This is a genomic window from Vallitalea okinawensis (assembly GCF_002964605.1).
GTDB lineage: Bacteria > Bacillota > Clostridia > Lachnospirales > PQDH01 > Vallitalea_A > Vallitalea_A okinawensis.
Genome location: NZ_PQDH01000002.1, coordinates 63,573 through 76,968, shown reverse-complemented (window position 1 = coordinate 76,968; position 13,396 = coordinate 63,573). Strand labels below are relative to the sequence as shown.

Below are 13,396 nucleotides of genomic sequence, written 5' to 3'. Positions count from 1 at the left end.
CATATGCTTTGAAATAATGGGTATACTAGTGTTATCCATGAAAATTGATGTAGGAGGTTTTACTATGGATAAACTAGATTGCTTAGAAAGAGCGTTATTAAATACTCAGGAAGCAGTAAGAGACTATGAAATGTATTCCAAAGGTATTCAAGACGAAGAAGTGTGTACCTGTTTTAAACAATTAGCAGAAGATGAAGGCCATCATGCTCAACAATTATCTGAACTAATTAAGAAATATAAAGGACATGACTTCGATAATTCTTTTAGAGATTAATCAAGTGTCTTTAATCAATAGCAATATTGTGCTAAATAATAGCAACATTCTCCTTGTTGAGAAATAGACCATCTTTTATAATGTAAACATCATTATGGAAGGTGGTTTTTTTATGTACTTATTACCAAAACCTAAAACATTGGTCAAACATACTGGATGTTTTGCCATTGATGACCAGATAAAGATTATTTCTAAAAGAGAAAATGCCATGTTATTCAATAGTAAGCAGCTTCAAAAAGGCATTCAAAAGTATTTAGGATTACATTGCCAATTAGATTGCTTCTCACATAGTAAGAGATGCATTGAGCTGATATTATCAGAGGACTTGAGCGATATTGAGGGTTATCACTTAATTATAACAGAGGAAAATATTAAAATTCTTGGTAGAGAATCCAGGGGTGTCTTTTATGGTATCCAAACGCTTTTACAACTAGTCAAGCAATATGGTAGACGCATTCCTTGCTTAGAAATTGAAGATGAACCATCACTACCTCATAGGGGATTTTATCATGATGTAACAAGAGGGAAAATTCCAACACTTGATACGATGAAACATTTAGTTGATATCTGTTCCATGTATAAAATCAATCAACTTCAACTTTATATTGAGCATACATTTGCATTTGAAGGTCAAAGCGAAGTTTGGAATGTTACAGACCCTTTAACTGCCGAAGAAATCATGGAACTGGATCGCTATTGCCAAGAAAGATACATTGAGTTAGTTCCTTCGATAGCTACATTTGGGCATCTTTATGAAGCCTTAAAAAGCTATAGTTTTAATGAATTATGTGAATTAGATGACTCGTTAGATACAAACTATTCTTGGCATGATCGAATGGCGCATCATACTTTAGATGTATCTAATCCAAAGAGTATAGATTTTGTGAAAAATATGATAGATGAATTTATACCTCTATTTACATCCAACCAATTTAATATTTGTGCAGATGAAACATTTGACTTAGGTCGTGGTAAGAATAAGGTTAAAGCTGAAGAAGTTGGCAAAACCCGACTGTATGTAGACTTTTTGAAGCAAATCATAGATATTGTAAAAGGGCATAATAAAAAGGTGATGTTTTGGGGAGATATTATTTTAAATGAACCTGCTTTCATAGAAGAATTACCTAAGGACATCATTTGCTTAAACTGGGATTACAATCCGAAGGTCAAAGAAGATAAATTTGCTGAAATTGCTAAGAGTGGCTTACAGCAATATGTATGCCCAGGTGTAATGGGATGGAATAAGTTAATGAATCACCATCAAAATGCCTATGAGAATATTAGACGATTAAGTCAATACGCTGCTAAATATAATGCTGTTGGATTACTAAATACAGATTGGGGCGATTATGGACACATTAATCTTTTGGCTAATTCTACGCCAGGTCTCATATATGGGGCAATCATGTCATGGAACACAGATGAGGATAGAGATTTTGAAAAATGTAATGAGGCAATAAGTGTAGTTCACTATGGTGATACGACTGGTAAATTGGTCAATAGGATAGCTGAAGTGTCGAATAATCATTTAATGGATCTTACACCTATTGGCAGATATTTTCATAATGGTCATGTAGAAAAACTTAAGGACTTGAAGGTAGAAGAGCAATCTGTCTTTAAAGCCAACAATGAGCTAATAGAAATAAAAGAGCAGCTTTTAGATTATTTGGGTTGTCTAAAAGTAGAGCATCGTCAAGATTTGGAGGAGTTCCTGATTTCTTTAGAAGGTGTTTATCTGTTCAATGCACTCTATCTTGTATGCAAGAAAAATATACTCAATCAATCGTGTCAACTTCTACTAAATCCAGAGACAATTGCTGAGGGGATAGAAAAATGGTTGGTTAAGTATAAGAGGATATGGCGACAACGCAATAAAGAAAGTGAATTATATCGGATCAGAGAAATTTTTATAACGGTTAATAAATGGCTAAGAAGTATATAAAAGCTCCTATAAGGAGCTTTTTGTATACTTCTTTTTCTGTAAATGATTTAGTTACCGAATATGTCTATATCATCTGCATATAATGATAACAGAACTAATAGGTGGGACAGCATATGAACGAAAAAGATCTATTAAATTTCATATTAACAGATATATATAAATTAACCTGTGATTTGGAGGCTACTAATCTTGTGCAGGTACATGCTGCCATTAATTTATTAACATCAGCTAATGTATCTTTTAACCTTCAATTTAATGAGGGAACGAATACAGATCCGCCTTACTTTACACTAACTATCGCTATATCTCCTACTGTAGGCATAACAATTTCGTTCCAACTTGGAGAAGGAGGTTTAATTCAATAGTTTAAATGAAGCTTGCCCGTTCACCGATATACATAATATTGCATATAATGGTTAAGAGAACTAATAGGTGGGCAGCTTATGAACGATAAGGAACTCTTAGACCTGATATTAACGGATATACATAAATCGTCATGTGATTTAGAAGCAGCTAATCTTGCACAAGTCCATGCTGCTATTAATACATTAACTAAAGCCAATATATCATTTAATCTATCTTTTACTCAAGGAACTACAACAGATCCACCATATTTCACACTAACAGTTAATCTAACACCTACTGTTGGTATAACAATTACATTCCAACTTGGCGAAGGTGGATTCATAATTTAATTCTAAAGGGAGCTTGGTCGCTCACCAAAGTATTGATAGTACTCAACTTTTAAGCGACCATTGTATAGCTTCCTTTTTTTGTTGCATTTTTTCCCAAAAGTTCCTTCAAAACGCTCGTCGGAAGTAATCACATAAAGAGACCATGTTTTACGATTGCGGAATATTCTTCGCATATCTTTATAGATTTTTATTAATTCTTTTTTCTCACCTATCCTTATCCCATACGGTGGATTGGTAATTAAAACACCATAATTATCCTCAACTTTGATTTCACTTACTCCTTTGGCATCAAAGTGAATGCAATCATCAACGCCTGCCTCTATGGCGTTTTCTTTTGCTATTTCAATGGCAGATTCATCAATATCAGAGGCGTAGATCTTTAAGTCTTTGGAAAGATCTATAGCTGCATAAGCTTCTTTACGAGCTTCTTGCCAGTATTCTTTATTTAAGGTTGGCCATTTTTCGGAATCAAAACTTCTTGTTAAGCCAGGAGCGATATTTCTCGCCATCATGGCAGCTTCTATTGCTAGAGTTCCTGAACCACAGAAAGGATCTAGTAGCACACGACTAGGATTCCAATAACTTATATCAATTAATGCAGCAGCTAAGGTTTCTTTTAAAGGCGCTGCAACTGCCTGCGTTCGATAGCCACGTTTATGTAACCCTGGACCCGATGTATCTAGCGTTATAGTAACAACATCTTTAAGGATAGAAACTTGTACTTGAAAATCAGGTCCCTTTTTACTAAACCAGTCTGTCTCATAATGTTTTTTCAATCGCTCAACGAGAGCTTTCTCGGTGATGGATTGACAATCACGAATACTGTACAATTTGGATTTAACAGACTTACCATTAACAATAAAATTTCCGTCTTCTGAAATCCATTCTTCCCATGGGATAGCCTTAACGCCTTGGAAAAGTTCCTCAAAGGTAACAGCTTTAAATTCAGCTAATTTGATAAGAACACGATCAGCGGCTCTTAACCATAAATTAGCTTTGGGGATATCCTTTTTAGTTGCTAAGAAGGTTATTTTACCATCTTCAACCTGTTTTATTTCAAAACCTAAATCTTTAACCTCTTTTTTTACAATGGCTTCTAAACCAAATGTGGAAGTGGCGATGAGTTCAATATTAGCCAATATAAACACTCCATTCTATATTCTAAAACTTTCATTTCAATATTGTTTATCTCAATTATTATATAGGTTTCTTAGTTTTTTTTCTAGGGGTTATCCAAAAATTGTACTAAATAAACGTTGTTCTTAATAGATTTTTATAAAGGACAAGGTGATAGTGGATGAGATTTTTTAAAATATATGTGCTTATTTCTTCATTAATATTGATTGGACTAGCAGTATTTTATTATAGTACTGACAAGCCGGTTAGTGTTTATAAAGGACAAGAAGGCACTAGGATTATTAGCTATTCAAATAATTGGAAGGATGTAAAAAAACTTGAGTTGCTTTACCATGAGTTGCTAAATAATTTTCATGGTGAAGAATTAAAGTACTTAGAAGGAATTTATCTGTATCCACAAAAAGAAGATGTTGCAGCATATTATTATGATGACTACTACGAAAGAGATGGTGGGATTTCATTAGGCAAAAAGGCTCGGATTGAGATTTACAACATGGACGAGTATAATCAAATAGAAGAGATCGCAAGAGTATTAGCCCATGAATATGGGCATCATTTCACCACCTACTATCTGATTGAAAAAGAGAGAAAGGGGCAAAAACAGTGGACAGAAACAGAATACGCTAAAATAAGGCAATTTTATATGTACCCTTTGGTGAAGTCATATGATGATAAATTAGACCCACTTAAGCATCGATGGGATATAAGTGAAATAGCTGCTGAAGATTATGTACAGTTATTTGGATCAGATTTAGCTAGGAATTCCATTGATTTTAAAGATGTTGAGGAAAGACTAGAAGATAGCATTTATCAATATTCCTATACAAACGTGGATTTTAATCTCATACCCCAAGAGAACTTGGATATACCTTTAGCAGCTGATGTGGTCGGATTATTTGAATACTGGTATGAGAAAGTTACAGGTACGAAACCGGTAATAATGCCACAGACTCTGTCATATACCAATCTCATCATTGAAGAAAATGACGTATTAGAAGGGTATAAGAGTCACCTTGTTAACTGGATACCTATTAATGATGCTGAAGAATATACTCTCATTATGTATCCGAAAGGTGACAATAGTTTTCCAGAACCTATAAAGAGAATTGAGAAGAGTGATAAAACTGTTGCAAGGTTAGGAAGCGGCATCAAATCCTTGGATGATGGTAGGGTTAATGCTATTAAAAAAGATTTGAAAGGTACATATTCATTAACTCTTTTTGCTAGAGATCAATTTGGCTTTATTCATCGTGTAGCAGATGAAGACATTAACTTCAAATAATTGATAGAACTGTCGATATATTATATGGAACCCGTTACCCCCAATGAGACGGGTAAGATTTAAGCATAAAAAAAAGATTAAAATGCTATTCATGTTAGACTTATTGAGCGTTAAGGAAAGAAACCTTTAATTATTGAGTTCAATAGGTCTAGAAAGAGGTTGAAGATGAATTTAAAAAAACAAGATAAAGAAGAACTATTTCAAAGGCTTAATAGCGAGATTGCAGCTAGTAAACTTAACATATTGACCATTGATGTAAATTGGCATGAGTTATTTGATGAAGGTGAGAAGCATCAAGAGATTATAAAATTAGAGGAAAAAGTGAATACTCTTCTTAAAGAAAGAGGAGGATTAACTAACGATCACAAAAGACTTTTTAAAACAAAGAAGCAGCTAATGGATCAGATTTTAGTTGTTGCCAATAAGAATTTAAATTCTGGAGAAGACAATGATGAATTGCTTAAACTAAAAGAAAGAGTTGAAGACATCAATGATGAAATGATTCAAATACAAGATCGCTTAATCGACGTTCCTTATGAAATCCAGATTGCTAACAAAGCATTATTTATTGATAGCGCAGTTGTATGCTATAATAAATTAGAAGTAAAAAGTCAAAAAGTAAGTGAGATCGATAAAGAAGTTGAAGAACTTCGTCAACTGATTAAAGAGAAGATGGTACAAAAAGAAGAAATTAATTCAGAGATGGAGCATCTCTATGAAAGTATACATAATGTAGCAGGGGCAATAGTTGTAGAAAAACTTGATAATATATTTGGAGGCAAAGATGATTAAAGGAATTGGTACTGATATTATTGAAATTGACAGAGTAAAAGAAGCCGTTGAAAAGAATCAACGTTTTCTAACAAAGCATTTTACAGAGGATGAACGTGATTTATTTGAAAAACGCTCATTTAATCCCAGTACGATTGCAGCCAATTTTGCAACAAAAGAAGCTGTCTCAAAAGCTTTAGGAACTGGCTTTAGAAGTTTTTCTTTGTTAGATATTGAAGTTCTAAGAGATCGCTTAGGTAAGCCTTATGTCAATTTATATAATCAAGCCAAAACCCTTAAAAATGAACTAAGTATTGACCATATTCATGTGACGATAAGTCATAATCGAAAAGATGTAGTTGCTTTTGTGGTGGCTGAGGAGGTCATTAGATGAAAGTAGTTTATAATTCTCAGATGAGGTTGATCGATGAGTCCGCTATTAAAGACTATGGTATTCCTGGCATTATACTGATGGAAAATGCAGCTATTAGCGTTGTAAATGCAGTTGAGACATATAAACAATCAGGAAAAATCCTCATATTTTGTGGACAAGGGAATAATGGTGGTGATGGTTTTGCAGTGGCACGCCATCTTAATCAAAAGCATTATCAAGTAGAAGTTTTCATCATAGGAGTGACGGAAAAGATTGTAGGTGATGCTAAGATAAATTATGATATGCTTGAGCCATTAGGTATTAACGTAACTCTGATAAGCCAACATTATCCAATAGAGAATCTCAATCAGATCATAGGAACGAGTGATTTGGTTCTTGACTGTATATTTGGAACAGGATTATCAAGAGAAGTGACTGGGGTTTATTTAGATGTTATTAATATGGTTAATGCCTATAGTTCCTACACGATAGCGGTAGATATCCCATCTGGAATTAACGGTGATACAGGGGAAATCATGGGTGTGGCTATTAAAGCTGATGAGACAGTTACCTTTGCTTTACCTAAAATAGGTAATCTGCTTTATCCAGGAGCCTATCAAAGTGGTGAATTAACGGTAGCTGATATTGGTATACCTCAAAATATACCTCGAATAGAAGAAGCAAATATTTTTACTCTTACGAAAGAGGAAGCTTACAGTAAATTACCGAAGCGATTTCCATGGAGTAATAAAGGTTCTTTTGGTAAAGTTTCGCTTATTGCAGGATCAAAAAACATGACTGGAGCAGCTATTCTTTCTGGGAAAGCTGCTTATCGTATCGGTTCGGGATTAGTACGCCTTATCATACCAGAGGATATTCAACCTATTATACAGCAAGGATTAGCAGAAGCTGTTACTTTGCCTTATGGAATTGATGGTTCTGGGTATATTATAAATAGAGACACTTTTGAACAATTATGCACTCAATCTACTGTCATAGGCATTGGTCCTGGTTTAGGTCAGGAGGATTATGCATATGATTTCTTACAGGATATTATTAAGAAAAGTCAATGTCCTCTAGTTATTGATGCAGATGGTCTCAATTTGATTGCAAATAACAAAGATTTACTTAAGCGTTGTAGTAATCAAATTATAATAACACCTCATATTGGTGAAATGAGTCGTCTTACTGGAAAGAGTATAGCTTGGATTAAAGGTAATCCTATTGATACAGCTAGTGAGTTTAGCAAAGAGTATGGTGTTGTATGTGTCTTAAAGGATGCGCGAACAATTGTATCCATCCCTGATGGTGAAGTATATATCAATCAAACAGGAAATCAGGGGATGTCAACTGCTGGTTCAGGGGATGTACTTACAGGTATAATCTGTGGTTTAATTGCTCAAGGTGTGTCTGTAAATGAAGCTGCATTCTTAGGTGTTTATTTTCATGGTGCATCAGGCGATTGGGTAGCGAAAGAAAATGGTATGAGAGCCTTAATGGCTGGAGATTTATGCGATGGTTTAGGAGGGATACTATGCTGATAAAAGATATGATGGAAAAAAATGTACACTATGTTCACGAAGAAATGCTGATAGAGGATGTAGTGAAATTATTGTATAATACAGGTGTTAGTGGTGTTCCAGTAGTTAATGATGACATGCATATTATTGGGATGGTTACTGAGGCAGATTTAATTCAGAAAGAAAAAGAACCTCGTCTACCTTCATATATCGATATTCTTGGGAGTATAATATATATTGAAGGTGTAAAGAGGTACGAAAGGGAGTTAAAAAAACTAGTTGCTACAAAAGTTGGTGAAATCATGACTAGTGAAGTAAAGTATGTCAATGAAAATGACCCTTCAGAAAGAGTTGCAAAAATAATGGTAGAAGACAATGTTAATCGTGTACCAGTAGTGAATGATGATGAAAAACTTGTAGGTATCATAAGTCGTCATGATATGTTAAAGCTTCTTCTGTAGAACCTTTTGGCCTCGGTAAGGAGGTTATGCTTTATCAAAAGATTTAAAATACTTATTGTTCTTCTTTTGATTGGTGTTTTTACCTTTAGTGTAGGATGTACAGGAACGAATTCTGATGAACCTCCTCTGGCTAAAATACAAAAGATGTTTACTACTATGGAAGATTACAAAGCCACATGTGTTGTTACATTCATCGGTAACAAGAGCCAAAATGATTATCGAATGGTTCAATATGCGAGAATGAGTGGCGAATACCGTATGGAAATACTAGAACCTGAACGTTTAAAAGATACTGTAACTTTATATGATGGAAATACAATTGTACAAATTGATAATCGAGTAGGTGGTAAAGTTTACGTGGCTAAGCCAAATGTGGTACGTAATCTTGTACTGCTAAATAGTTTTATTGAAAACTATTTACAAGGTGAAGATGTTGTTGTTGTTGCAAGCAGTGATTTAGAAAATGTGACTGAACTTGAAGCAGTCATACCAGGCAATAATCCTCATCTTGTTACACACAAATTACTGATTGATAATGAAACTTTAAATCCCATTTCGATGACAGTCCTCAATGCAGAGGGAAAAGAAAGCATAGTTGTTCAATATGAAGATTTCATATATAATGTAGGTTTGGAGGATGATTTATTTAAAATACCTGAAGTTAAGCAATAATTCAAATCTATCTAGGAGGAACCAGCATGGAAGAATATTATCGTGTTATGGCAGAGGTTGACTTAAATGCTATAGCGCATAATATAGACGAAATACGAAGGATTATACCGAGGGATACAGAACTTATGGCTGTTGTAAAAGCGGACGCCTATGGGCATGGAGTCTTTGGTATTTGTAATACACTATTAGAAAACTGCGTCGACCGTTTGGCGGTTGCTATTCTTGATGAAGGGGTACAGTTAAGAAAACAAGGGATAAACTTACCTATACTTATACTAGGTTATACACCAGAAGTATTCAGTGACAAGATCGTTGAATATGACCTTATTCAAACTGTTTTTACATATAGTATGGCAAGGTCTATTTCGGAGGTGGCTTATAAGCTTGGAAAGAAAGCAAAAATACATATAAAGATAGATACTGGAATGGGACGTATCGGCTTTTTATGTAATGACCAGGCCATAAATGAGATCGAGCAGATTTATAAGCTGCCTCATCTTGATATAGAGGGTATGTTTACACATTTTTCGAAGGCTGATGAAGAAGATAAATCTTTTACAGTTAATCAAATCAATCAATTTAATGCATTTAATCAAAGACTTGAAGAACGAGGCATCCATATACCCATAAAGCATGCTGCGAATAGTGCAGCAATTCTTGATGTTGGTGACAGCCATTTTAATATGGTGAGAGCCGGAATCATTTTATACGGGTTATACCCTTCAGAGTTTACGAATAAAGACCTGATTCGTTTACAACCAGCAATGACCCTGAAAACACACGTTATCTTCATAAAAGATGTTGATCAAGGTACACCTATAAGTTATGGAGGTACCTACTTAACACCATGTAAGAAAAAAATAGCAACCATTCCAGTGGGATACGGTGATGGATATTCTAGATTGCTGTCTTCTAAAGGCGGCGTACTAGTTCATAATGAATTTGCACCTATAATAGGTCGAATTTGTATGGACCAATTTATGATAGACGTAACGCATATAAAAGATATAAAAGTGGGAGATGAAGTTGTATTATTCGGTCGTCAAGGTGATCAAATGATATCTTTTGAAGATATTGCGTCTCTTATGGGAACCATTAATTATGAGGTTATTTGTATGGTTGGCAAGAGAGTTCCAAGAGGCTATTTGAAGTAATTTATATAAAAATTTGAAATAATGGGAATAGTAAGCGTCACAGCTGGCAATAATATCAAATAGATAATGGACTTTTTGATATTGGAGTGATTGCTTATATGTCAAATAAAGACCGACAAAATAAATATAGAGAAGTTGTAAAAACGATTAAGAAGAGCAAATATGGCTATAAATTTTCCTATTCCTTTATAGTAGGTGAAAAAACTTGATCGTAAAACGAGGCGATATCTTTTATGCTGACTTAAGACCTGTTATTGGCTCAGAGCAAGGAGGTATTCGACCAGTATTAATTGTTCAAAATGATATAGGAAATAAATATAGTCCTACAGTTATTTGCGCTGCTATAACTTCTCAGATTAACAAAGCAAAATTGCCTACTCATATTGAGATAGAGGCAAAGAAATATGCATTGATTAAAGATTCGGTTATTTTATTAGAACAAATTAGAACCATTGATAAGAAAAGGCTTAAAGAAAAAATCTGTCATCTTGATTTAGATATTATGAACAAAGTAGATAAATGTTTGATGATTAGTTTTGGATTAAATGAAAACTACAAATAGTCTACATAGGGCTGCTCATGTGAGCAGCCTTCAATCTTGTGTTTTTTTAAGTACCTCAAGATAAAGGTATTGTTTTTTGATTAGGATAAGATATAATAGAGGGAGTACATAATGAGAAAAGAAGACAGAAGAGGTGCCCATCTATGGACTTTATATTAGTTATTAATCAAATAATTATATTATTTTTATTATTAATACTAGGTTATGTTATTCATCGGCTTAAAATCATAGACGCTAATTTTATAAAGAAATTATCTGGTTTTTTACTGAAGGTAACGCTTCCCGCGTTAATTATTAGTTCCATGCAATTAAGAGACTTTAATTCAGAACTGCTGGAAGAAACTCTATTGCTAACCGGTATTTCCATCGTTACATATTTGATTGCTATTGTTCTGGCAATGATCATACCTAGACTATTACCTATCAAACAGAATGAATTAGGCTTATATCAGTTTATTTTAGTTTTTGCTAATGTTGGTTTTATAGGCTATCCATTAGTGGAGGCTGTTCTGGGGAAAGAAGCTATCTTTTATGCTGCTATCTTCAATTTACCTTTTAATTTTCTAGTTTATACACTAGGATATTATTATATGACGAAGAATAATGAACATGTTGAAAAGTTTAACCTTAAGAAATGCTTTAATCCAGGTGTTATAGCTGTCTTTATAGGGTTTGCGTTATTTGTGTTACCTATTAAACTACCTTATGCCATTAATGAAGCTATCAGTATTGTAGGAGGACTAACAACCCCCCTATCCATGATTATAGTTGGTGGGTTATTGATTGATATTAAGTTAAAAGATCTTTTTAAAGACTATATGATTTATTTTGTTAGTTTTTATAGAATGATTGTATTTCCTTTATTAATATTCGGATTGATGAGATTGTTTTTTGGGGACAGCTTGAATATTTATCTTATGGGAGTACCTATTATTGTATCAGCACTTCCGGTGGCTGTTAATGCTGCTATTTTAGCTGAACGGTATGATCAGCATCCGGATCTAGCTTCAAAAAGTATTTTTATATCCACGTTGTTATCGATGATTACGATACCATTAATTGCTTATATTGTGTTTTAACTCATAGAGTACGAACTTAACAGCAAAACTTAAATATTAATTTATTACATAAAACCTGGAGTGAGTTAATTCCATGACATGTATAGGAGGTGCATCATATGTTGAAAGAGTTACTTAAAAAGGGTGATAAAGTATTTTATAAACAGTTATTTTCTTTGGCATTACCTATAGCTTTTCAAAACTTAATCTTTACCTTATTAAATATGACAGATAACTTAATGATTGGACAATTTGGTGATTCTGCCATAGCAGGTGTAGGTGCTGCTAACAGGTTATTTTTCTTGTTTAATTTATTTATTTTCGGTGTTAATAGTGGGGCAGCTATTTTTGTATCTCAATATTGGGGGATTAAAGACGTTAAGAATATACGTAGAGTTTTAGGTTTTGCCATGACTCTAAGTATCATAGGAGCTTTACCTTTTACTTTAGGGGCGGTTCTTATACCAGAGAACATTATTCGTGTATTTAATGATAACCCAGAGGTTATCAAAGCTGGAGCAATGTATCTACGTGTTATTGGATTCAGTTATGGTATAACAGCAATCTCATTTAGCTATGGATTTGCTTTGAGAGGCATTGGTAAAGCTACTTTACCGATGGTGACAAGTATAATCTCAGTGTTTATTAATATAGGTTTAAATGCTGTATTAATTTTTGGACTTTTAGGGTTTCCACAACTAGGTGTATTGGGAGCTGCTATAGCTACACTAATCGCCAGACTAATAGAAGTGGTTATTTTATTATTATTAGTTTATGCAAAGAAAACACCCTTGGCTGCTAAGCTCGAAGAATTATTTGATTGGAACAAAGAGCTTTTAATGAAAGTAACTATTAAACTTTTGCCAGTAGTTTTAAATGAAATTGCTTGGTCAGTTGGAGTTACCATATATTCAGTAGTTTATGGTCACTTAGGAACAGAACAGTTTGCAGCCATAACCATATTAGGTACTATCGAGCAATTAGGCATGGTACTCTTCTTTGGTATGGGTAATGCCTGCGCAGTCATGCTTGGTAATGCTCTGGGGAATGGTGAATTGGATAAGGCATGGGACTATTCTAAAAAAATTGTATTATTATCTGCTATGATTTCCGTAGTTATCGGTATAGCACTCGTAGGATTTGCACCGTTATACCTACAATTATACAATGTAGAGCAGGTTGTTATTGATTATGTATTAGGCTGCATCGTTATTTATGCGATTGTCATGCCTTTTAAGGTCTTCAATACCATAAACATAGTGGGTATATTAAGGAGCGGTGGAGATACCTTCTTTACACTCCTACTGGATGGTATTGGTGTATGGGGTGTGGGTGTACCACTTGCATGGCTTGGGTATTTTCTTGGATTTGATCTTTATGGCGTGTACATACTTGTGATGTTTGAAGAGGTGTTCAAACTTTTCTTTGGACTATACCGCTATCGTTCAAAGAAGTGGGTTAAAAATCTAGTGAGTGAATAAATTATGGCACATGA

The 13,396-nt window shown here is 34.1% G+C and carries 15 protein-coding genes; 14 read left to right on the top strand and 1 reads right to left on the bottom strand.

All coding sequences use genetic code 11. The annotated features are described in order from the left end of the window. The first annotated feature begins 64 nt into the window (after nucleotides 1–64). From C1Y58_RS05535 to C1Y58_RS05520, 4 genes are all read left to right on the top strand, one after another. The gene (locus C1Y58_RS05535) at nucleotides 65–274 is read left to right on the top strand and encodes a ferritin family protein (RefSeq protein WP_105615021.1); all 210 of its coding nucleotides are present in this window, start codon (nucleotides 65–67) and stop codon (nucleotides 272–274) included. Between the two features lie 112 nt (nucleotides 275–386). Continuing rightward, nucleotides 387–2,216 carry a beta-N-acetylhexosaminidase gene (locus C1Y58_RS05530; protein ID WP_170311531.1) on the top strand — a complete coding sequence of 610 codons (1,830 nt, stop codon included), beginning with the start codon at nucleotides 387–389 and terminating at the stop codon, nucleotides 2,214–2,216. 113 nt (nucleotides 2,217–2,329) lie between these two features. After that, nucleotides 2,330–2,581, top strand: coding sequence for a hypothetical protein (locus tag C1Y58_RS05525; RefSeq protein ID WP_105615019.1), 252 nt, complete (start codon nucleotides 2,330–2,332; stop codon nucleotides 2,579–2,581). Nucleotides 2,582–2,659: 78 nt separating this feature from the next. After that, nucleotides 2,660–2,911, top strand: coding sequence for a hypothetical protein (locus tag C1Y58_RS05520; RefSeq protein WP_105615018.1), 252 nt, complete (start codon nucleotides 2,660–2,662; stop codon nucleotides 2,909–2,911). A 2-nt stretch (nucleotides 2,912–2,913) separates the two neighbouring features. Here C1Y58_RS05520 and C1Y58_RS05515 read toward each other — a convergent pair whose 3' ends face one another. Next, complete coding sequence (locus C1Y58_RS05515) at nucleotides 2,914–4,050, bottom strand: THUMP domain-containing class I SAM-dependent RNA methyltransferase (RefSeq protein ID WP_105615017.1); 1,137 nt, start codon at nucleotides 4,048–4,050, stop codon at nucleotides 2,914–2,916. A 158-nt stretch (nucleotides 4,051–4,208) separates the two neighbouring features. Between C1Y58_RS05515 and C1Y58_RS05510 the strand changes: the two genes are divergently transcribed. The 10 genes from C1Y58_RS05510 (at nucleotide 4,209) to C1Y58_RS05465 (ending at nucleotide 13,382) form a co-directional block, all read left to right on the top strand. Beyond that, nucleotides 4,209–5,330 carry a hypothetical protein gene (locus tag C1Y58_RS05510; protein ID WP_105615016.1) on the top strand — a complete coding sequence of 374 codons (1,122 nt, stop codon included), beginning with the start codon at nucleotides 4,209–4,211 and terminating at the stop codon, nucleotides 5,328–5,330. 165 nt (nucleotides 5,331–5,495) lie between these two features. Beyond that, nucleotides 5,496–6,122 (top strand): V-type ATP synthase subunit I domain-containing protein, encoded by a 627-nt coding sequence (locus tag C1Y58_RS05505; RefSeq protein WP_105615015.1) that lies wholly within the window; start codon nucleotides 5,496–5,498, stop codon nucleotides 6,120–6,122. Continuing rightward, nucleotides 6,115–6,495 (top strand): holo-ACP synthase, encoded by a 381-nt coding sequence (gene acpS, locus C1Y58_RS05500; RefSeq protein ID WP_105615014.1) that lies wholly within the window; start codon nucleotides 6,115–6,117, stop codon nucleotides 6,493–6,495. Before C1Y58_RS05505 ends, acpS begins: the two co-directional genes overlap by 8 nt. Then, entirely contained in the window at nucleotides 6,492–8,015 is a 1,524-nt protein-coding gene (locus tag C1Y58_RS05495; RefSeq protein ID WP_105615013.1) for an NAD(P)H-hydrate dehydratase, read from the top strand. The genes acpS and C1Y58_RS05495 overlap by 4 nt, the downstream gene beginning before the upstream one ends. After that, the gene (locus C1Y58_RS05490; protein WP_170311530.1) at nucleotides 8,009–8,455 is read left to right on the top strand and encodes a CBS domain-containing protein; all 447 of its coding nucleotides are present in this window, start codon (nucleotides 8,009–8,011) and stop codon (nucleotides 8,453–8,455) included. The genes C1Y58_RS05495 and C1Y58_RS05490 overlap by 7 nt, the downstream gene beginning before the upstream one ends. A gap of 156 nt (nucleotides 8,456–8,611) precedes the next feature. Continuing rightward, a complete protein-coding gene (locus tag C1Y58_RS05485; protein WP_105615011.1) occupies nucleotides 8,612–9,127 on the top strand; it encodes a hypothetical protein in 516 nt (171 codons plus the stop codon). Between the two features lie 26 nt (nucleotides 9,128–9,153). Then, nucleotides 9,154–10,281, top strand: a complete 1,128-nt coding sequence (gene alr / locus C1Y58_RS05480) for an alanine racemase (RefSeq protein WP_105615010.1) — start codon at nucleotides 9,154–9,156, stop codon at nucleotides 10,279–10,281. Between the two features lie 205 nt (nucleotides 10,282–10,486). Further along, complete coding sequence (locus C1Y58_RS05475; RefSeq protein WP_105615009.1) at nucleotides 10,487–10,843, top strand: type II toxin-antitoxin system PemK/MazF family toxin; 357 nt, start codon at nucleotides 10,487–10,489, stop codon at nucleotides 10,841–10,843. 143 nt (nucleotides 10,844–10,986) lie between these two features. Next, on the top strand, nucleotides 10,987–11,922 hold the full coding sequence (locus C1Y58_RS05470) for an AEC family transporter (protein WP_105615008.1): 936 nt from the start codon (nucleotides 10,987–10,989) through the stop codon (nucleotides 11,920–11,922). Between the two features lie 98 nt (nucleotides 11,923–12,020). Beyond that, nucleotides 12,021–13,382 carry an MATE family efflux transporter gene (locus tag C1Y58_RS05465; protein ID WP_105615007.1) on the top strand — a complete coding sequence of 454 codons (1,362 nt, stop codon included), beginning with the start codon at nucleotides 12,021–12,023 and terminating at the stop codon, nucleotides 13,380–13,382. Nucleotides 13,383–13,396 lie beyond the last annotated feature (14 nt).

Coding starts and splice junctions, on each gene's coding strand:
- C1Y58_RS05535 (WP_105615021.1), top strand. CDS start 65: ATGGATAAACTAGATTGCTTAGAAAGAGCGTTATTAAATACTCAGGAA.
- C1Y58_RS05530 (WP_170311531.1), top strand. CDS start 387: ATGTACTTATTACCAAAACCTAAAACATTGGTCAAACATACTGGATGT.
- C1Y58_RS05525 (WP_105615019.1), top strand. CDS start 2,330: ATGAACGAAAAAGATCTATTAAATTTCATATTAACAGATATATATAAA.
- C1Y58_RS05520 (WP_105615018.1), top strand. CDS start 2,660: ATGAACGATAAGGAACTCTTAGACCTGATATTAACGGATATACATAAA.
- C1Y58_RS05510 (WP_105615016.1), top strand. CDS start 4,209: ATGAGATTTTTTAAAATATATGTGCTTATTTCTTCATTAATATTGATT.
- C1Y58_RS05505 (WP_105615015.1), top strand. CDS start 5,496: ATGAATTTAAAAAAACAAGATAAAGAAGAACTATTTCAAAGGCTTAAT.
- acpS (WP_105615014.1), top strand. CDS start 6,115: ATGATTAAAGGAATTGGTACTGATATTATTGAAATTGACAGAGTAAAA.
- C1Y58_RS05495 (WP_105615013.1), top strand. CDS start 6,492: ATGAAAGTAGTTTATAATTCTCAGATGAGGTTGATCGATGAGTCCGCT.
- C1Y58_RS05490 (WP_170311530.1), top strand. CDS start 8,009: ATGCTGATAAAAGATATGATGGAAAAAAATGTACACTATGTTCACGAA.
- C1Y58_RS05485 (WP_105615011.1), top strand. CDS start 8,612: ATGGAAGATTACAAAGCCACATGTGTTGTTACATTCATCGGTAACAAG.
- alr (WP_105615010.1), top strand. CDS start 9,154: ATGGAAGAATATTATCGTGTTATGGCAGAGGTTGACTTAAATGCTATA.
- C1Y58_RS05470 (WP_105615008.1), top strand. CDS start 10,987: ATGGACTTTATATTAGTTATTAATCAAATAATTATATTATTTTTATTA.
- C1Y58_RS05465 (WP_105615007.1), top strand. CDS start 12,021: ATGTTGAAAGAGTTACTTAAAAAGGGTGATAAAGTATTTTATAAACAG.